Source organism: Paraflavitalea soli (assembly GCF_003555545.1).
Lineage (GTDB): Bacteria > Bacteroidota > Bacteroidia > Chitinophagales > Chitinophagaceae > Paraflavitalea > Paraflavitalea soli.
Genome location: NZ_CP032157.1, coordinates 4523754 through 4543307, shown reverse-complemented (window position 1 = coordinate 4543307; position 19554 = coordinate 4523754). Strand labels below are relative to the sequence as shown.

19 protein-coding genes are annotated in these 19554 nt (G+C 45.2%); all 19 read left to right on the top strand.

Going from position 1 to position 19554, the window contains the following annotated elements; genetic code table 11:
* The first annotated feature begins 355 nt into the window (after positions 1 to 355).
* The 19 genes from D3H65_RS16960 to D3H65_RS16875 all read left to right on the top strand — a co-directional run bounded on the left by D3H65_RS16960 (position 356) and on the right by D3H65_RS16875 (position 19484).
* Entirely contained in the window at positions 356 to 850 is a 495-nt protein-coding gene (locus tag D3H65_RS16960; RefSeq protein ID WP_119051444.1) for a UpxY family transcription antiterminator, read from the top strand.
* Positions 851 to 907: 57 nt separating this feature from the next.
* On the top strand, positions 908 to 1426 hold the full coding sequence (locus D3H65_RS33485; protein ID WP_317127745.1) for a nucleotide sugar dehydrogenase: 519 nt from the start codon (positions 908 to 910) through the stop codon (positions 1424 to 1426).
* Positions 1387 to 2193, top strand: coding sequence for a nucleotide sugar dehydrogenase (locus D3H65_RS33480; protein ID WP_317127763.1), 807 nt, complete (start codon positions 1387 to 1389; stop codon positions 2191 to 2193). The genes D3H65_RS33485 and D3H65_RS33480 overlap by 40 nt, the downstream gene beginning before the upstream one ends.
* A gap of 9 nt (positions 2194 to 2202) precedes the next feature.
* Positions 2203 to 3207 carry an SDR family oxidoreductase gene (locus tag D3H65_RS16950; RefSeq protein WP_119051443.1) on the top strand — a complete coding sequence of 335 codons (1005 nt, stop codon included), beginning with the start codon at positions 2203 to 2205 and terminating at the stop codon, positions 3205 to 3207.
* Positions 3208 to 3239: 32 nt separating this feature from the next.
* Positions 3240 to 4043 carry a polysaccharide biosynthesis/export family protein gene (locus D3H65_RS16945; protein WP_119051442.1) on the top strand — a complete coding sequence of 268 codons (804 nt, stop codon included), beginning with the start codon at positions 3240 to 3242 and terminating at the stop codon, positions 4041 to 4043.
* A gap of 14 nt (positions 4044 to 4057) precedes the next feature.
* On the top strand, positions 4058 to 6418 hold the full coding sequence (locus D3H65_RS16940) for a GumC family protein (protein ID WP_119051441.1): 2361 nt from the start codon (positions 4058 to 4060) through the stop codon (positions 6416 to 6418).
* 101 nt (positions 6419 to 6519) lie between these two features.
* The gene (locus D3H65_RS16935) at positions 6520 to 7335 is read left to right on the top strand and encodes a glycosyltransferase family 2 protein (RefSeq protein WP_162915679.1); all 816 of its coding nucleotides are present in this window, start codon (positions 6520 to 6522) and stop codon (positions 7333 to 7335) included.
* Between the two features lie 50 nt (positions 7336 to 7385).
* Entirely contained in the window at positions 7386 to 9179 is a 1794-nt protein-coding gene (locus D3H65_RS16930; RefSeq protein WP_119051439.1) for an ABC transporter ATP-binding protein, read from the top strand.
* Positions 9180 to 9189: 10 nt separating this feature from the next.
* Positions 9190 to 10269 carry a DegT/DnrJ/EryC1/StrS family aminotransferase gene (locus tag D3H65_RS16925; protein ID WP_119051438.1) on the top strand — a complete coding sequence of 360 codons (1080 nt, stop codon included), beginning with the start codon at positions 9190 to 9192 and terminating at the stop codon, positions 10267 to 10269.
* Positions 10270 to 10983: a WbqC family protein gene (locus D3H65_RS16920; protein WP_119051437.1), complete on the top strand. Its 714-nt coding sequence runs from the start codon at positions 10270 to 10272 to the stop codon at positions 10981 to 10983.
* A complete protein-coding gene (locus D3H65_RS16915) occupies positions 10980 to 11939 on the top strand; it encodes a hypothetical protein (RefSeq protein ID WP_119051436.1) in 960 nt (319 codons plus the stop codon). Before D3H65_RS16920 ends, D3H65_RS16915 begins: the two co-directional genes overlap by 4 nt.
* A complete protein-coding gene (locus D3H65_RS16910; protein ID WP_119051435.1) occupies positions 11936 to 12484 on the top strand; it encodes a GNAT family N-acetyltransferase in 549 nt (182 codons plus the stop codon). The genes D3H65_RS16915 and D3H65_RS16910 overlap by 4 nt, the downstream gene beginning before the upstream one ends.
* Positions 12485 to 12517: 33 nt before the next feature.
* The gene (locus tag D3H65_RS16905; protein ID WP_119051434.1) at positions 12518 to 13351 is read left to right on the top strand and encodes a glycosyltransferase; all 834 of its coding nucleotides are present in this window, start codon (positions 12518 to 12520) and stop codon (positions 13349 to 13351) included.
* A gap of 29 nt (positions 13352 to 13380) precedes the next feature.
* Positions 13381 to 14229, top strand: coding sequence for a glycosyltransferase family 2 protein (locus D3H65_RS16900; protein WP_119051433.1), 849 nt, complete (start codon positions 13381 to 13383; stop codon positions 14227 to 14229).
* Between the two features lie 10 nt (positions 14230 to 14239).
* Positions 14240 to 15115: a glycosyltransferase gene (locus tag D3H65_RS16895; RefSeq protein WP_119051432.1), complete on the top strand. Its 876-nt coding sequence runs from the start codon at positions 14240 to 14242 to the stop codon at positions 15113 to 15115.
* Between the two features lie 57 nt (positions 15116 to 15172).
* Entirely contained in the window at positions 15173 to 16015 is an 843-nt protein-coding gene (locus tag D3H65_RS16890) for an FkbM family methyltransferase (RefSeq protein ID WP_119051431.1), read from the top strand.
* Entirely contained in the window at positions 15972 to 17171 is a 1200-nt protein-coding gene (locus tag D3H65_RS16885; RefSeq protein WP_119051430.1) for a glycosyltransferase family 4 protein, read from the top strand. Before D3H65_RS16890 ends, D3H65_RS16885 begins: the two co-directional genes overlap by 44 nt.
* Positions 17168 to 18298 (top strand): glycosyltransferase family 4 protein, encoded by a 1131-nt coding sequence (locus D3H65_RS16880; RefSeq protein ID WP_119051429.1) that lies wholly within the window; start codon positions 17168 to 17170, stop codon positions 18296 to 18298. The genes D3H65_RS16885 and D3H65_RS16880 overlap by 4 nt, the downstream gene beginning before the upstream one ends.
* Positions 18299 to 18311: 13 nt before the next feature.
* On the top strand, positions 18312 to 19484 hold the full coding sequence (locus D3H65_RS16875) for a glycosyltransferase (RefSeq protein ID WP_245999518.1): 1173 nt from the start codon (positions 18312 to 18314) through the stop codon (positions 19482 to 19484).
* The last annotated feature ends 70 nt before the right edge of the window (positions 19485 to 19554 follow it).

The window sequence follows — 19554 nt, the reverse complement described above, 5'->3', positions numbered from 1 at the left end:
TTTTTGCCAATTATCCTCTCTAATATCCTCTCGTTTCATTTGATTACGCATGTTCCTTCAAACTGATCTCATTCCGCACCCTTTTGAATAGCCCGATTCCGCGTCTGTTATTCTTTGCCGCACATTCTCAGTACATGCTACTGCTTCTAAAGCAGTAAAACGATTATTATCCGCAATTCAGTACAACTAACCACTTTGCAGGTGGAGTAGTCTCTGGTTGATTCAGTTCATCATGTCTATTTAACATCTCCTGTTGTGACAGGGGAAAGCGAAGCTTTTTTACTCAAAACGCCTGTGTGACAGGGGGGAGCGAAGCTTTGTGCCTACACATCATCTGTTTAATAATTTTAGCATTATGAGAACAGGCGTGCAATGGTATGCCTTGTATACCAAACCCTTCTGGGAAAAGAAAGTGGCCGGATTGCTTGCTATGCATGGCATAGAACATTATTGCCCTTTACAAAGAATACAACGTAAGTGGAGTGACCGAAAGAAGATTATCATGGAGCCACTCTTTAAATCGTATGTATTTGTACGTGTACCCGAAAAAGAGCAGGCGGTAGTGAAACAGGTAAGTGGCGTGCTTAATTTTGTAAACTACCTGGGTAAACCCGCCATTATCAGGGACGAAGAAATTGATACCATCAAACATTTCCTCAATGAATACAGGAATATCCGGCTGGAAAGAATGGAGTTCAACGTCAACGACCGCGTAAGAATTATTAGCGGACCCTTAATGACCCTGGAAGGTGATGTACTCGAAGTAAAACATAAAACAGTAAAAGTATTGCTCCCCTCACTGGGCTTCTCCATGACTGCCGAAATAGACAAAGCCAATCTGATAAAATAGTATAGCAATTTTCGATTTCTCCATCCTGCACAGACTGTGCAAATAGCAAAAATAAGTATGAAAGAACATAAAATTGCCATTATTGGCCTGGGCTATGTTGGCCTGCCCCTGGCTGTGGAATTTGCCAAAAAATACCCCGTTGTTGGTTTTGATATTAATGAAAAACGGGTAACCGACTTACGGGGTGGTCTTGATTGTACCCTCGAAACCAGTACCGATCAACTGGAAGAAGTATTGAAAGAAGAAAACGATCATTTGTCGGGGTTATTTGTCACTAACCAACCCGAAATGCTGTGGAATGTCAATGTCTATATAATTACGGTACCTACACCTGTTGACAAACACAACCGGCCCGATCTGACACCCCTCAAAAAGGCGAGTACTACCGTAGGCAGGGTATTGAGAAAAGGAGACATTGTGATCTATGAGTCTACCGTTTATCCAGGTGCTACTGAAGAAGAGTGCGTGCCGGTGTTGGAGAAAGTATCGGGACTTACTTTCAATAAGGACTTCTATGTAGGTTATTCCCCGAACGCATCAACCCGGGCGATAAAGAGCATACGGTCACAAAAATAAAAAAGGTTACATCCGGGTCTACGCCGGAAGCAGCGCTCATTATTAATAACCTCTACGGCAGCATCATTATAGCAGGTACCCACCTGGCGCCCTCCATCAAGGTAGCAGAAGCTGCGAAAGTAATTGAGAATGCCCAGCGGGATATCAATATTGCCTTTATCAATGAACTGGCCAAGATATTCAATTGCTTAAGCATTGATACAGGCGATGTATTGGCAGCAGCAGCTACCAAATGGAACTTTCTGCCCTTTAAACCCGGCCTCGTAGGAGGCCATTGTATCGGTGTTGATCCCTACTACCTCGCTCAAAAGGCCCTGGAAGCCGGCTACCATCCGGAGATCATCCTGGCCGGCCGCCGGTTAAACGATGGGATGGGCGCCTATGTAGCCAGTGAAGTTATAAAAATGATGATCAGGAAAGGGATACCCGTAGCTGGCAGCAAGGCCCTCGTGATGGGTATCACCTTCAAGGAAAACTGCCCCGATGTACGGAATACAAAAGTGATCGACATCATTAAATACCTGAAAGGATACCATATACATGTAGACGTATACGATCCCTGGGCCGATCCGATAGAGGTTAAACATGAGTATTGCATTACCACCCTGCGTGAATTGCCAGCCGGCAACAACTATGACGCTGTGATCGTAACCGTGGCGCATCAGCAGTTTACCCACGAAATGATCAAGAAAATATCCAATGGGCGCAGTATCCTGTTTGACGTAAAGTCTGTACTGGATAAAGAATTGGTAGATGCCCGCTTATAAAACACCTCTATGAACTATCAACAATTTCATTCCACAGATATCTCCGGTTATAACTTCCTGGTTACCGGCGGCGCGGGATTCATCGGCTCCAACATCGTTGAATACCTGGTACAATACAACGCCGGACATATCCGGGTACTGGACAATTTTTCTACTGGATCCCTGGAGAACCTGGCAGGTTTTAGCCACTTGCCGAATTTCGAACTAATGAAGGGTGATATCCGGGATCCCGAAACCTGCCGCAAAGTAATGGAAGGGGTCGATTATCTTTCCCACCAGGCGGCACTGGGATCGGTACCGCGATCAATTAATGATCCTGTTACTACCAATGAAGTGAATATTGGTGGCTTCCTCAACATACTAATGGCAGCGAGGGATGCGGGCGTCAGGCGGATGGTATATGCTGCCAGTTCCAGTACCTATGGCGATCATCCCGCATTGCCCAAAGTAGAACAGGTTATAGGCAAACCACTTTCGCCCTATGCGGTCACCAAATACGTGAATGAGCTGTATGCCGACGTCTGTTCGGCTTTGTATGGCTTCCACACCATTGGCCTCCGCTACTTTAACGTATTCGGCCCCCGGCAAAATCCGGCAGGCCCTTATGCTGCCGTAATACCCTTGTTCATAGAAGCCGCATTGAAAAATGTAAGCCCCGTCATCAATGGCGATGGAACTACCAGCCGCGATTTCACCTTCGTTGAAAATGCTGTACAGGCCAATATCAGGGCATTGTTTGCCACTGAACTGGCACAACATGAAGTGCTGAATATTGCCGTAGGAGAGGCTACCACCTTAAATGAACTATGGGAGCATATTTGTGCTATCCTCGATGCAGAGCTTTTACCTGTATACAAAAATGAAAGAAAGGGCGATGTAAAGCACAGCCTGGCAGACATCAGTAAAGCCCGGCAAATGATCGGATACCAGCCAGCCATTAAAGTGAGAAAAGGATTAGAGATAGCAACAAGTTGGTATAAAAACTCCTGCCACCAGCCTGTATCAAGCAAGTAAAATTGTATTCTGTTCAAATAAAATTGATCCCCATGAAAAGAGCTCTTTCTTCTGCCATACCGCTGCAGCTTATCCTGTTTTTGTCCCTGGTAATAAGTATGGTGGCTTGCACCCCCTCGCGGAAACTTAACTATTTCAATAACCTGCCCGACTCAACGGTCGTCCACCTGCCCAAAGTGATAGAAGAAGAAAGAGTGATTGACAAAGGCGATGTGCTGGATATTCAATTTAATGCCAAAGACCAGGATGCTGTAACGCCCTTCAATAAACAGACCAGCGCAACCATGACACCGGGCGGAGGGTCCAAATCATCGGTTGCGCCCCCTGCACAGGGTTATACCGTTGATCCCCTCGGCATCATTGAAATACCAGTTATTGGTAAAATGGAAGTGAAGGGCATGACCTCCCGGCAATTAAAGTCCAGGCTCACTGCCCTGGTAAGTCCTTACCTCAAAGAGCCGATCGTAGATGTGAAATTCAATACTTTCAATATTACCGTGCTGGGCGAAGTACGCGCTCCCGGAACTTTCAACCTGACAGGCGCTAAGACAACTGTCTTTGAAGCATTGGCAGCAGCAGGCGATCTTCCCAACAGCGCTAAAAAGTACAATATCCATTTGTACCGGGATTACAATGGAGAACGATCCGTTACCAAATTAGACCTCACCAATAAAAGCCTCTTGTACAATCAGCAGCTCTTCCAGATGAAGCCCAATGATGTCATCTATGTGCAAACCAGGCGCAGTTCTGTATTCAGAGAAGACTTTGGCCTGGTGGCTTCCATCGTTACACTGGTGGTGAGCATTGTAACCTTGGGCTTCACACTTACCAAATAGCAAAAAAGATATTCATGGAACAGACGTACGTGGATGGAAATGAAAGTAGCAGCAGCTTTGATATAAGGCGCTTTCTTTCCAAAATAGTAAAAAATTATTGCTGGTTTATCCTGGCTGTCATTGTCTTTGTGGGTGGGGCTTACGCATACCTGCGTTTTGCCGTGCCGCTATACCAGGTGGCTGCATTCATACAGGTACAGCCCCCCAACGACGCCGCTACCATACTCGGCGGATCTCCTTTTTCTTCTACCGGCAACACTAATGCCAGGAACTATCCCGATATCAATGGCGAGATATTTAAACTGCAATCTGCTTCCCTCATAGGAGAGGTAGTAGACTCTTTGAAGTTGGATGTTGAAGTGACGACCAAAGGCAGGATACAAAATAAACCAGTTGCACTTGACCAGCTTCCTTTTGTGGTAACCATAAAGAAGAGGGACAACAAAAAACAAAGTCCCTTTTATAGCCTGGTGCTGGAGGACCAGTCCTACACCCTCCAGGCCGAAAAAAGAAGATCCAAAGGATGGTATGGGCAGCCATTGATCATAGAAGGCGATACCCTGTTGGTGCAGTTGAACCATTCACCGGAAGCTAAGCAAAACAAGGTATGGCAGGTAAGATTTTTAAACAGGCAAAATGCTATCGCCAATTACCTGGGCAGGCTCACCGTTTCACAAGTTCCCAAAGGAGGCATGGGCATGTTGCAGGTGGTCATGCGGGATGAAATTCCCCAGCGTGCCCAACAGATCGTCAACGTATTGATCTATAAATACGACCTGGCCAATTATATCTTCAAGAATAAAGCCCTTCGTTCTGAAATGGAATTCCTGGATAACCGGCTCCTAACCGTGAACGAAGAGTTGAATACCCAGGAAAATTATGTCAGGAATTTTAAGGCCAGCAATAAGATCAATGATGTGTCTTCTTCCGCCAACCAGTTGCTGACCAGCCTTACTACGATCGATACCAAAAAGAGTGACAATGATTACAAGGAAAGCCTGTTGAAGCTCATTGAAACAAATATTAATACCGCTAATGGAAAGGAGGAGAGGATCAATGTACCCGGTTTGCAGGATGTAGACCTGGCCAGCCTGGTAGCCAAATACAATGACCTCGTTTCTCAGAAAACCACCATATTGGAGCAAGGAGCTCCGCTCGACTTGCGGTTACCACCAATTAACGCCAAACTCGAAAATACAAAAGGGAATATCATCAACAGGATTGCCAGCCTGAGGCAGGAGCTGGCTACCAGCAATAACTTCCTTTCTAACCAGGAACGCAGTACCTCCGGCCGGTTTGTAAGCCTCCCCGAAAAAGAAAAAGATTACATACAGGTGAATCGCTTGTTGAATATAAAACAATCCCTGTATGTCTTTTTGCTGCAGAAGAAAGAGGATAAAAATATTGAATTTGCCTCCTCCGGGATATTGGGTTCGCGCATTGTAGACTGGAAGGTCAACGGGTTGCAGGACCCCAAACCCTCCCTGATCTATGCAGCCGCTTTTTTAGCAGGACTGCTTGTTCCGGCTGCCGTGATCATGATCAGGTTTCTCCTGAATAAAAGGATTGAAACACCTGCTGAGATCTATAAGGCTACTACCTTACCCATTGCCGGCGAAATAGCTTATGTGGGGAAGATGAATGAAGAGATGGTCATGAAATCCGGTAATGTATCGCCTGTGGCCGAGCAATTCAGGACCTTGCGTACCAATATATCTTACCTCAGTCAGGGAGCACCCAATAAAGTATTGTTGATCACATCCGGCATCAGCGGTGAAGGCAAAAGCTTTATTAGCCTCAACCTGGCCAATACCCTCGCTATTACCAATAAAAAGACCGTATTGATAGAGTTTGATCTTCGAAATCCCACGCTGGCTGCCCATATAGGAGCTGACAGTAGTACCGGTATGGCCAATTACCTGGCAGGTGAAGCTGAGATGGCGGCTATCATTCAACCGGTGGGGCAATCGGAAAACCTGTTTTTTATTAGCTCCGGCACACCGCTGCCCGCCAATCCCGGTGAGATCATATTGAGCAACCGTATGCAACTGCTCTTTGATCACCTCCGGCAGCATTTTGATTTTATTGTGATGGATACGCCTCCCATTGAAGCCGTATCAGATGCTTTGTCACTGGGAAAATGGGCCGATTCATCCTTCTTTGTCATACGCCACAAATACTCTTTACGGTCATCGCTGGTACGTATGAACCGCTTGTACGAAGACCAAAAACTGCCGCGCCCTGCCTTGATCATTAATGGCATTAAACCCGGTGAAGGATTCAACAACGTGCATGGATATGGCTATGGGTACGGTGATATGGATAAAATGAAGAAAAAGAAAAATAAAGTACGCACTAACTTAAAAATTGCCTGACAAAGGAGATACATCTCTAAACCTTATCTGATCATATAATAAAAGCAATAACCCTAAAAAGCAAATGTTCAGGTAGAATGCAACCCATAGTTAGTATTTGCATGAGTACATACCGCCATGAACGGTATATCAGACAGGCTATTGAGGGGGTAATGATGCAGCAAACAACCTTTGCTGTCCAACTGGTGATCGGAGAAGATCACTCAGGTGATCTCACCAGGTTGGTTTGTGAAGAAATGGCTGTAAAACATAGCCATAAAATTAAGTTGCTGCCTTCTGACAGGAATTATGGGCAGAACTACAACCTTACCAGGACCATGAAGGCCTGTACAGGTAAATACATCGCGCTTTGTGAAGGCGATGATTATTGGACCGATCCGGATAAGTTGCAGCAGCAGATAGATTTCCTGGAAAACAACCCCGACTGTGTTATGTGTTTCCATCCCATCAATACAGTTGACCAGAATGGAATATTGCTGGAGCAGCAGGCTGCTGATGGCAACACTGTTTTTTATAAGGGAAATGATTTCTTTCACATTTTCGTTCCCACCCTCTCGCTTGTTTTCAGGAACTGCCTGCATTTTTTCCCCGATGAGTTCTATAAGATCAAAAGCACAGATGCATTTATTGTAGGCATGCTTTCAGGATTTGGCGGAGGCGCCCGGCTGGGCTTTGTAGGAGGATGTTACCGGAAACATGAGGGAGGCTTGTACAACCGGCTAACCGCGCTGGATAAATACAAACAAGCCATTTATACCCGCAAGATCATGAAGCGTTCTCCTTATTTTAAAAAGGAGCAGAAAAGAGAGATCAGGCGCGAATTAAGACGGCGGGAAATTCTTTACATCAAGATATTCCTGAAACGGAAAGAGATTATGAATTGTTTTCGCCTAATGCTTTTTTACCTGACTTTCTGATAGTAGATCAACCAGCCTTTAACACCCTTCATCATACCTTAATTTAAACTGTGAAACTAAAATACAAGAATAGCTTTTGGGGCTATTTCAACTTCTATTACCAGGTGGTAGGCAACAGGTTATTGGTATTCCTGGGTTTAAGTGTATTGATCAGTTGCCTGGATGGCATTGGGCTGGCCATGTTCATACCCTTGTTGCAGTCCGTATCTGATAGCGGCAGTACGGCAGGACAACAGTCACTGGGGCAGCTTCATTATTTTACTGACCTTATAGAGTGGCTGGGATTAAGCCTTACCGTAACCACCATTCTAATAGCCCTTGTCATATTGTTTGCCCTCAAGGGAGTGATGCGGTTTGCGCAACTCAGCTATTATGCCAAACTAAGACAGCTATTCATCAAAAAAATACGATTTAGCCTCGTCAACAACCTGCAATCATTATCCTATACCGCCTTCTCAAAAATGGATGCCGGTAAAATACAGAACACTTTAACCGTAGAAGTGCAAAGGCTGTTCCAAACCATGAAGTTCTATTTTGATGCTTCCCAGGCCTTTGTTATGCTGGCTACCTATATGGCCCTGGCTTTCCTGGCCAATTACCAGTTTGCCTTCCTGGTGGGTGTTGGCGCTGCTTTATCCAACCTCATTTACCGGAAAATATATAAGGCTACCAAGAGAGCTTCAGTCGAACTGTCGAAGAAGGGAAGTGACTTTAATGGGTTTCTGTCCCAAACCACTTTGTATTTCAAATACCTCAAATCGACCAATACTTTTAGTCGCTATGCAGGTAAGTTGAAATATGTGATCAATGATGCTGAGCATCTCAACCGGAAAATTGGCAATATGAATGCCATTACTACCAGTGTAAAAGAACCCATGATCATTATAGTGGTCACCTTGGTGATCCTGCTGCAGTTGAACTGGATGGGGGCCAGCTTAAGCACCATCATTTTGAGTTTGTTGCTTTTTTACCGGGCATTGAGCTTCCTGGTTACAGTACAAAACCATTGGCAGGGGTTTATTGAAAATATTGGTGGTATGAATGCTGTAGCCTCTATGCTGGAAGAAATGGGGTCTCTGCAGGAAGTAAAAGGCTCCACACCCTTTGTGGCCATCAGAAAACAGATCACTCTGCGCGATGTGGCCTTTTATTATGACAATACCCCCGTACTCGATGGTATAAATATTATCATCCCAAAAAAGAATACAGTGGCCCTGGTTGGCGAGAGTGGGGCTGGTAAAACGACCATCGCTAATATGATCGCAGGTTTGATCATGCCTGTTCGTGGCGAACTGCTGGTAGACGATGTTGCATTGCAGGACATAGAACTGGACAGCTACAGGGACAAGATTGGTTATATATCCCAGGAATCTGTGATCTTCAATGATACTATTTTTAACAATATCACCTTTTGGGCCGATCCTACTCCTGAAAACATCAAACGCTTTGAAAAAGTAGTGGAAATGGCCTCTTTGAAAGAATTTGTGCGTGCGCAACCCGGTAAAGAGCAGTCCAGGCTGGGTGACAATGGGATACTGATATCCGGGGGCCAAAAGCAGCGCATTTCAATAGCCCGTGAATTATTTAAGAATACCGAGATACTCATCTTCGATGAAGCTACCTCCGCACTCGATTCCGAAACAGAAAAAATTATCCAGGAGAACATTGAAAAGTTGTATGGCAATTTTACCATGGTGTTGATCGCCCATCGCTTGTCAACCATCAAACAGGCTGATACCATCTACCTGATTGAACAGGGTAAAGTTTCCGCCTGCGGCACATTTGAAGAAATGATATTCAAATCTTCCCGGTTTAAAAAATTAGTGTCCCTTCAGGCATTTTAACACTTACCACATGATACCAGTTACCAAACCATTCTTGCCACCCGTAGAGGAATATGAGTCCTATATCAGGGATATCTGGCAGCGCCAATGGCTTACCAATAATGGCCCCCTTGTCAATGAGCTTGAACTCAAGCTGAAAGTGTACCTCGAAGTACCCCACCTGTTGTATGTGGCCAATGGCACCATTGCGCTGCAACTGGCCATCAGAGCCCTTGAGCTCAGAGGACAGATCATTACCACCCCCTTCTCCTTTATTGCCACCACCAGCAGCGCCATGTGGGAAAACTGCAAACCAGTATTTGTGGACATCAATCCCGGCACCCTTAACATTGATGCGGAAAAGATCGAAGAAGCCATTACACCCGAAACCTCCGCTATACTGGCTACCCATGTATTTGGCAATCCCTGCGATATATTGGCCATTGATGAAATTGCCAAAAAACACAACCTCAAGGTGATCTATGATGCTTCCCATTGTTTTGGAACAAGGTACCACGGACGTTCTGTCTATTCATACGGAGATATCAGCACCACCAGCTTTCATGCTACCAAGATATTCCATACCGTAGAAGGCGGTGCTGTGTTTACAAATGATCCTGAGTTGCTCAGGAAAATGGCCTATATGAGGAATTTTGGTTTTGATGGCCCTGAGAATTTTGCCTGTGTTGGCATCAACGGTAAGAATTCTGAATTCCATGCCGCCATGGGACTGGCCAACCTCAAATATGCCGATGAAATACTCGCCAAACGAAAAGAGCTGTATTTGTATTATATAGAAAACCTTGAGCGGTTGGACAAGCAATGCCAGGTGATCCAAAAGAACACCACCTACAATTATGCCTATCTGCCTATCCTGCTTCCCACAGAAGATCAGATCAGGAAGATCGAGCTATACCTCAATGCCAACCTGATATATCCCAGGAGGTATTTTTTTCCGTCCCTGCATACCTTAAATTTTGTTGACAAATACGATTGTCCCGTCAGCCTTTGCGTTTCAAAACGGGTCATGTGTTTGCCCATGCACCATAAATTAACGTCGGAGGAGGTAAACTTTGTAATAAGAATATTGTACCGGGCACAGAACTATTGAATGATGAAGATAGCCATCATGCAGCCCTACTTCTTTCCTTATATAGGGCAATTCCAGCTTATCAATGCCGTTGACCGTTTTATTTTATGTGATGATGTACAATACATCCGGCATGGATGGATCAACCGCAACAGGATACTCAAACAAGGGGAAGGGTATCAATACGTAATAGTGCCCGTGTCGAAGCACAGAAGCCAGGAGCCCATCAGGCATATCAAAGCTGTAGAAGGAGGCGACTGGAAAAAGACTATTCTCCGGCAAATTGAATATTACCGAAAGAAAGCTCCCTATTACAATGCTGTACGGCAATTGCTTTGCCATTGCCTGTCAATAGAAGAGACCAATATTACCCGGTTGAATGGTCATTGTATGCAGGCCGTCTGCGCATATATCGGCATTCCTTTTAATATCGAAGTGTCTTCTGAACTGGGCCTGGATTATTCAGGGGTATTCGATACAGGCGATTGGGCCTTGAAAATATGCGGGCAACTGGGCGCCTCAGCCTATTATAATCCTCCGGGAGGAATGGTACTGTACGACAAGCAGCGATTTGCCCAAAGTAATATTCACCTTCATTTCGTAAAGCCCCGCTTAAGGGAATATGATCAGTGTAATAATAACAGTTTCCTTCCCGGGCTTTCTATCATCGATGTGATGATGTTTAATCATCCTGCTGAAATTATCGATATGCTGAACGAATACGATCTGCTATGAATCCGATAGGCGGGTATTATGGACTGGAATTGCCCAAAGGAGCATTCTCCTGGCACAATACTCCTTATACGTTCAAAAGCGGCCGTTCTTCATTACATTATATCCTGCAGCTCACAAAACCTTCCTTGGTATACATTCCGTTTTATACCTGCAATGGGCTGTTGGATTCATTTGAAGCATCGAACACCAATTACCTGTTTTACGAGATCAATCATTTACTGGAACCTGATGAATTACCAGACCTGAGCCCAAACGAATATTTCCTGTACATCAATTATTTTGATGTGAAACGGGAATTCATTGGCACCCTGTCGGAGAAATATGGCGACAAACTGATCGTGGATTGCACACAGGCCTTCTTTATGAAAGGGAATGGCAGGTCCTGGTTCTTCAACTCCTGCCGTAAATATTTCGGTGTACCGGATGGCTCTTATTTGTACATGCCTAATCATATTCATTCGAATCTGCCAGCTGTAAAAAATGAACAATACATCGTATCACACCTCGTTAGTCGTTTCAACGGCCATGCCAGGGAAGGCTACCTTTCCTTTCTTGAAAACGAAGTGCTCTGCGGGCCTGAGATTGCCGGTATGTCCAAATTGAGTGAGTACCTGCTTTCTCATATCAATTATGAGGAGGTCATCGATATAAGATATGCCAATTACAACTACCTGGATACAGTCTTCACCGAACAGCACCTGTTTCCGCCCGAGCCTTGCGATGAATGTGTGCCAATGGTTTATCCTGTGCTGCTGAACAAGTTCCCCAACAGGAAGTCATTGGCCGAGCAGGATGTCTTTATTCCCACTTTCTGGACAGATGTAAAAGATAGAAAGCATCCTGGATTTGAGATCGAAAAATTATTAACCGCCCACTTATTACCGCTTCCTATTGATCATCGATACAACCTGGGAGATATGGAAAGGATGGTGAGGCTGATAAAACATTTACCATGAACCCTTCAGTTTATATCAGGCCCCTGGTAGTGCAGGACGCCCTGATCTCCTATCAATGGCGCAACAATCCCAGGATATGGCGGTTTACAGGCGCAAGGCCCGATAAATACATTACGCCCGAAATGGAAACCGCCTGGCTCTATGACGTACTTCAGCGGGAGCAGGAGAAACGTTTTGCCATCTGCCTGCAGGGCGACAATAAATACATTGGGAATATTTTCCTGACCGATATCCAGGACAAAGAGGCACAAATGCATGTTTTTATTGGAGAGATGGAGTATTGGGGTAAGAAAAGAGCTTATGAAGCCATCTGTATGATCTTTGATTATGGATTCAATGACCTCATGCTGGATTTGATTTACGTGCATGTAAATTCCAAAAATACAGCCGCTATCGTCCTGGGTAAATTAGCCGGCTTTAAAAAGGAATCTGAATACTACGATACCAATAAAGAAATGATGCTGGAGAAAATGACCTTCACCCGCAGCATGTATGAACATCAGGAGCATTTAAGCAATGCCGGTAATGAAATTGATCAGGTTTGATAAAACCGTGAAATATGTATAAAAATTCGTTCCATGAGATTACCATTAGTTTCCGTTTGTATTATTACTTACAACCACGAGAAGTACATCCGGCAATGCCTGGAAGGTGTTGTCATGCAAAAAACAAATTTCCCTGTTGAAGTAATTATTGGAGAAGATTGTTCTACTGATAGTACCAGAAAAATTATCGAAGAATTCGAAGCCAGGTATCCAGACATCATAAAGCCACTATACCACGCTGCCAATGTGGGTGGTGCCAGGAATGGTTACGAATTTTGTTATCCGCGATTGAAGGGAAAGTATATAGCTATTTGCGAAGGCGATGATTACTGGACAGACCAAGACAAGCTGCAAAAACAGGTTGATTTTTTAGAAGCCAATCCTGAATACATTTTATGCTTTCACCGGGTAGGAAGTGTAGATGAAAATGATCAGTTCATCAATGGTCAGCAGGCTTCCGACAAAATAATGAGATACAGCAGGAAGGATATCTTTCATATCAGTATCCCTACTTTGTCCGTCGTTTTCAGGAAATGCTTTGAGGCCATCCCCCCTGAAATGTTTAAGGCAAAAAGCGGCGATACTTTTTTATTTGGCCTGCTATCGGGATATGGAAAAGCGGCAGACCTTGGCTTCCTGGGGGCTATGTACCGGAAACACAGCGGTGGCGTATACAGCCCGAAAGCCGTAGTCGATCAGTTTACCCAGGCCATAGAAACCAGGAAATTAATGAAACAGTGCTCCCTGTTTGCCAAAGAACAGAAAAGAGAGATCAACAGAGAGATATTTAATAGAAAGGTTTTGTACATAAAGTATTTCCTCAAGAGATATGAACCCATCAATTCCTTTAAGATCATAATCGCTTAAATTCTATTCACCTGGAAAACTGATTTATTATGATCTCCATTATCACACCAACTTACAACAGGGCAGTCCTGGTACAAACCACCATTCGAAGCATCCTTAACCAAACCTATAAAGACTGGGAGTTGATCATTGTAGATGACGGTTCAAGCGATAATACTGAAGACGCGATACAGCCTTTCCTGGCCGATGAAAGGGTAAAGTACATTAAGAAACACAATTCAGGCCAGGCTGATAGCCTGAATACAGGAGGCTTACACGCAACAGGCGATTTCATTACTTTCCTGGATAGCGACGACGAAGCTTATCCCCATTGGTTACAAACAGTACACGATCATATAAAGGAGGATACCGGTATTCTTTGTGTGGGCGCCATGCGGAAATATCCCAACGGTACTTTGACCCGGGAAGGGATGAATGAATTCAGGTTCTTTGGTAAAACCATCTACCTCAAATTTACCTGTGGTTCCCTGTTTATCAGGCGGTTTATTTTTAATGATATCAAAGGGTATGATGCTACGTTACGATCCAATATTCAAACAGACCTGGGTTATCGCCTGCTGTCCTGGTTGCGCCATTCACCACTCAAAACTGTAGTTGTGAACGACTACCTGGTGCAGATCAATGTACATGAGGGAGAACGTATCAGGACCAACTGGGGAAGAAGAAGAGAAGGAGGCATCCAATTCATAAAAAAACACTACGGGTTTATATACGAAAACGACAAGAAGGAAATAGCCAATATCTATTCCACTATTGCTTATTCGAGTTATAAGCTCAAACAACGGAATGAGTCTGTAAAGTATTTATTCAAAGCTATCCGCCACAATCCGGTTAGATGGGTCAATTATATGCGGGTACTTAAATATGCTTTTTTATAAATAATACCGTATGTCTGAAAATGTTTGCGCTGTGATCGTTACCTGGAACCGGCTGGAGACTTTGAAAACAGCCCTAGCCCATATTCTTGCCCAAACTGTTAAGCCTGCTATGATACTCATTGCAGACAACAACAGTACCGACGGTACCAGGGAGTTCCTGACCACACTCAAGGATCAGCCAAATATGGGCTGCCTCTACCTCGATACCAACGTAGGCAGTGCGGGCGCCATTGCCAGTGCCATGAAACTGGGGCTGGGCCTGGCCGACTATGATTATTTCTGGATCCTGGACGATGATACTTTTTATGATAAGAATGCCCTGCGGGAATTGATCGATAACATCAGGAATTCTCCCTTTGATCTGCTTGGTCTCCATGGAGCCCTTATCCGGTTTGGCAAGAAACGGCCGCTGGATCCTGCCAGTAAATTGCAGGCGGCAGATTACGCCCTCATTGATGGCGCACTTATTAAAACGGCGGCAATCCGGCAGGCGGGAGTAGTAGATGAAAAGTTTTTCATGATGTGCGATGACCATGAGTATTGTATGCGCCTGAAAAAACATGGATTCCGCATAGGTGTACTGCAAAGCGGTACAGATAACCGCCTCTACCTGGGTGGGCAGGGCAGGTTTACAAGGGCTACTTTGTGGAGAGGGTATTATTCATCCAGGAACCACCTGCTCATTATCAGGCAATACTTCTCGCTGGTGAATTTGATGGGCTATGTTTTCCTGCAGGTAAAATTGATCACCGCTGCTGCCTTATTGGCTCCCGACAGGTTTCAACGGGTGAAGTTTAGGCTGGTGGGCATTTGGCATGGCATAAGAGGCATAGGAGGTAAAACCCTCGACCCTGGTACCCTGAAGTTCAGGTCCGTAAAACAATGAACCTTACATGAACCGACTATACCTGTTAACAACTACCCGAAATTAAAAACTTAAACAGTGAAAGGAAAGAAATTCAACAAACATGCTGTAAATACCCTGCGGTTTATTTACAGGATCGGGCTCATCAAGGCGTTGCTGTTCTTCATTACCATTTTTGCCGCAGCTGAAGAGTACAAGGTAAAATGGAAGGGCCGTCAGGTACACATGCGGAAAGGGTCTACCGATTTTTGTGTGTTCCGGCAGGTACTTGTCTTCGAGCAGTACAGCATAAAATCATTACCACCAGAAAAGGTGGAGGTCATTGTGGACCTGGGCGCCAATATTGGCCTGTCCGTACTCTACTTCAAGGAAAAATACCCCCATGCACGAATCGTAGCTGTAGAGCCTGAAAAGGAAAACTATGACCTGATGCTGAAGAACATTGCCGGCCTGCCGGATATTTATTGCATGAACAATGCGATCTGGAATAGCAATAGGACCCTCGGCGTATTTGATAGCGGGGGAGGAGAATATAGCTACCTGGTAAAGGAAGAAGACCGGGATGAAAAAGCAGCCATCCGGTCCGTTACCATCAATGATATTATTGAAAAGTATAAGCTCCTGAAAATTGATTTGCTAAAAATAGATATTGAAGGATCTGAGAAAGAACTCTTTTCAGGTAACTATGCATCCTGGCTTCCTAAAGTAGGATGTATTGTTATAGAAGTGCATGATTGGTTCAGGCCGGGATGCGCAGCCGCTTTCTTCAGGGCTATAAGCCGCATGGAATACAGCATGTCTTTCAAAGGTGAAAACATTACCATCCTTTTCGACAAGGGAGAACAGCCACCACACGTAGAACAGGAAACCATTAACATTGGAAGAACTTATAACCTCCCGGCCGACAGGCAAACAACATAACAGACAGGCACCTGGCAGTAGAACCGGTACAGCCACCAGGGTATTGTTTGTGATCGACACATTGGAAGTGGGCGGAACCGAGCAGAGCCTGCTGGATACTGTTACCCGGTTGCGCAATATACAGCCTGTCGTATGCCATATTTATAGTGGGGATGCCTTGAAGCAGCGCTTTATAGAGGCAGGAATAGATGTCTGTTCTATTGGTCTGCAAAAAAAGTATGGATTGTTTGCCGCCTGCAGAAAATTGAAAACCATCGTCAATACAGAAAAGCCCGACCTGATGGTGGGCTACCTGACCCGATCTGAATTAGTGACCAGAATGGTAGGCCGTGCAAGCCATATTCCAGTCATTGGCACTTTTGTAAGCGACCTGTATGGTAAGGCCTACAACCAGTCCCTATCACGCAAAGCCCGGTTGGGTGTTTCCTTCTTCAGGTTCCTCAACAGGATAACTGCCAGGTTGTGCAAAGGATTTATTGCCAATTCTGAAGCTATAAAAAGATTGAATGCTAATCAACTGCGCCTTCCACCCGGGAAAATTGAGGTCATTAACAGGGGAAGGAATAGTCAACAGTTTGCTTTCCGGCCGCGTATATTATTTCCGGGAAATCCGGTCCGTTTTCTTAACATAGGAAGACTGGTGCCGGTGAAGGGACAGCGTGATCTCATCCTGGCCTTCCATGCCTTCCTCCAGGTGTACCCGTATGCCACACTCCATATTGCGGGAGAGGGCCCGGAAAGAGAATCCCTGTTAGCCCTGATCAAAAAACAGGGACTGGAGCATAAGGTTACTTTGCTGGGTAATTGTAATGATGTGCCTGGTCTCATACAGGCCTATGATTGTTTTATGTTTCCTTCTTACAGCGAAGGCTTCAGTGGTGCTGTGGTGGAAGCGATGATGTCCGGACTGCCCGTGCTCGCCAGTAATATACCTGCCAACGAAGAAGTGCTCCGGCACCTTATTACCGGTTACCTCTTCGAAACAGCCTCGGTAACAGCGATCACCAACGCTATGATATGGTATGCCGGCAATAGGCAACTGGCCAACGAACTGGCCGTTAAAGCACATGAATATGCTGTACAGCATTTTGAACTCGAAAGAATTGCTCAAAATCTGGAAACCTATTTACAGAAGATGATAGCTGAGAACGTATGACCATCCTGCACCTTGTCCAAAAGCCACAAATGAGAGGCGCTGAGATCTTTGCAGCCCAATTGGCCAGCCATACACACCGGAATGGGCATAGGGTGATCCTGGTATCTCTTTTCCCAGGCACCGTTCAATTGCCGTTTGATGGAAAGACCATTAACCTCGGTGGTAAAAAAGGCCATCGGTTATGGAATTTGACAGCCTGGCGCAAACTGGCCAACATCATTAAACAGGAAAAGCCCGATCTTATCCAGGCCAATGCCGGTGATACATTAAAATATGCCGTGTTCTCCAAACTGATCTTCCGGTGGAAACAACCCATCATTTTCAGGAATGCCAGCACCATCAGTTTATACATAAAGACCTGGCCCGCCAAAATATGGAACCGTTTTTTGTTCCGTCATACCGATAAAATAGTTTCTGTAAGTAAAACCTCAGCCACCGACTTTGCGCAGTTGTTTCCTAAGTGCAAAGACAAGATCGTGATTGTCCCTATAGGGATTGAAGAAGCTCCGGTAAAAAGAAAAGCAGATCTGGCCAAACAAAATGGCCACCGCCTATCCCCCATCCTGGTACATGTAGGCGGCTTTACATATGAAAAGAATCATATCCGCCTCATTGCCATTTACCAGGAGTTGCAAACCATTTATCCGCATGCAAGGTTACACCTGGTGGGAGATGGTCCCTTGAGAAAGGATATCGAAGAAATAGTAAAGCAAAAAGGACTGGGCTTCGGCATCAGGTTTCTGGGCGCACAGAAAGAAGTGATGCCCCTGATTGCAGAGGCCGATGTACTGTTGTTGCCGAGTATCATTGAAGGATTACCGGGCGTAATACTGGAAGCTTTTTATTGCAAAATACCCGTAGTTGCTTATGATGTGGGCGGGGTGGGGGAGGTGCTGATCAATAATGATACCGGCCACCTGGTGCGCAAAGGCGATGAAACTGCTTTCGTAGATGCCATTTGCGATGTGATTGAAAACAAAGAAGCTGAAAGCTACCTGGTACAGAACGCCTACCACCTGGTGATATCCGCTTACCTGAATAAAAAGATTGCCCGCAGGTTTATGAATGTGTACGAATCTGTGGTGCGGCATTGGAAGGAAGTTTACCACCTACAGAAAATGATCTAGGCCAATTACAACAATGAATACTACTGCCATGCTTTTCACCCGCAAAAATTACCCTGCCGGTGATACCGCTATACCTGTACTCCACATTATAAAGTCATTGGGTCGTGGAGGGGCCGAACTGCTGCTGCCCGAATCTTTAGGCAAGCACAATAAGGAAAAGTATGATTTTCACTACCTGTATTTTCTTCCCTGGAAAAACCAGGTGGTGAGGGAAATAGAACAGGCCGGCGGCACCGTAGTTTGTTTCCCGGCGAAGAACAATGTGCAAATAGTATTGAAAGTAAGAAAGATCGTCGCATATGTAAAAACCCACCATATTCAGCTCATCCATTGCCACCTTCCCTGGGCAGGTATCGTGGGTCGCCTGGTGGGTCGTCTTACCGGCATCCCGGTAGTGTATACTGAGCACAACAAATGGGAGCGTTATCACCGGCTCACATATTACATGAATAAATTGAGCTTTCGTAGCCAGCAATACGTCATTGCTGTGTCGGGCGAAGTGGCCAGGTCCATTAAAACACATTACCGCCATGAAAAGCCGGGTATACAGGTGGTACAGAATGGAATTGATACCGATAAATTCTCCCTGCGTCGGCCCATTGAAAGAGATATACGCAAAGAGTTGAACATCCCTGCACACGTAACAGTCATTGGTATTGCTTGTGTGTTCAGGCCACAAAAGCGCCTGGACGCATGGTTGGAAATAGCCAGCCTGGTACATAAAAAATATCCGGATACTTATTTTATTATAGCAGGAGACGGAGGGCTGAGAGATGAAATGCACCAAAAGGCAAGGACATTAAACATGAAGTCCTGTGTTTATTTCGCAGGATTGCAAACCGATATAAAACCCTGGTTAAAAGCCATGGACATTTTCATGATGAGCTCTGAATTTGAAGGCCTGCCCATTGCCTTGCTCGAAGCCATGAGCATGGGCTGCATGCCCGCCTGTACCGATGCGGGAGGTATACCGGAAGTGATACAAGACAATATAAACGGTTTGCTGGTCCCGGTCAATAATCCTCTCCAATTGGCCGACCGCCTGACTGCCATTCTGCCCCACCGCGATCAGGTGGAGGCTATGAAACAAGCTGCACGCGAAACCGTGGTCCATCATTTTAGTATGCAGAAAATGGTGACCCACCTGGAAAATATCTACGATAACCTACTTGCGAAAGAAGATTAACTGTCACCGTTGATTTGACAGTTGTCAGCCTGAGTCCCGCAGAGCGGGATAAACGCTGTCGAAGGCGTGT

What these genes read in the sequence shown, in the direction of transcription:
- D3H65_RS16960 (WP_119051444.1), top strand. Translation starts at nt 356, where the DNA reads ATGAGAACAGGCGTGCAATGGTATGCCTTGTATACCAAACCCTTCTGG.
- D3H65_RS33485 (WP_317127745.1), top strand. Translation starts at nt 908, where the DNA reads ATGAAAGAACATAAAATTGCCATTATTGGCCTGGGCTATGTTGGCCTG.
- D3H65_RS16950 (WP_119051443.1), top strand. Translation starts at nt 2,203, where the DNA reads ATGAACTATCAACAATTTCATTCCACAGATATCTCCGGTTATAACTTC.
- D3H65_RS16945 (WP_119051442.1), top strand. Translation starts at nt 3,240, where the DNA reads ATGAAAAGAGCTCTTTCTTCTGCCATACCGCTGCAGCTTATCCTGTTT.
- D3H65_RS16940 (WP_119051441.1), top strand. Translation starts at nt 4,058, where the DNA reads ATGGAACAGACGTACGTGGATGGAAATGAAAGTAGCAGCAGCTTTGAT.
- D3H65_RS16935 (WP_162915679.1), top strand. Translation starts at nt 6,520, where the DNA reads ATGAGTACATACCGCCATGAACGGTATATCAGACAGGCTATTGAGGGG.
- D3H65_RS16925 (WP_119051438.1), top strand. Translation starts at nt 9,190, where the DNA reads ATGATACCAGTTACCAAACCATTCTTGCCACCCGTAGAGGAATATGAG.
- D3H65_RS16920 (WP_119051437.1), top strand. Translation starts at nt 10,270, where the DNA reads ATGATGAAGATAGCCATCATGCAGCCCTACTTCTTTCCTTATATAGGG.
- D3H65_RS16915 (WP_119051436.1), top strand. Translation starts at nt 10,980, where the DNA reads ATGAATCCGATAGGCGGGTATTATGGACTGGAATTGCCCAAAGGAGCA.
- D3H65_RS16910 (WP_119051435.1), top strand. Translation starts at nt 11,936, where the DNA reads ATGAACCCTTCAGTTTATATCAGGCCCCTGGTAGTGCAGGACGCCCTG.
- D3H65_RS16905 (WP_119051434.1), top strand. Translation starts at nt 12,518, where the DNA reads ATGAGATTACCATTAGTTTCCGTTTGTATTATTACTTACAACCACGAG.
- D3H65_RS16900 (WP_119051433.1), top strand. Translation starts at nt 13,381, where the DNA reads ATGATCTCCATTATCACACCAACTTACAACAGGGCAGTCCTGGTACAA.
- D3H65_RS16895 (WP_119051432.1), top strand. Translation starts at nt 14,240, where the DNA reads ATGTCTGAAAATGTTTGCGCTGTGATCGTTACCTGGAACCGGCTGGAG.
- D3H65_RS16880 (WP_119051429.1), top strand. Translation starts at nt 17,168, where the DNA reads ATGACCATCCTGCACCTTGTCCAAAAGCCACAAATGAGAGGCGCTGAG.
- D3H65_RS16875 (WP_245999518.1), top strand. Translation starts at nt 18,312, where the DNA reads ATGAATACTACTGCCATGCTTTTCACCCGCAAAAATTACCCTGCCGGT.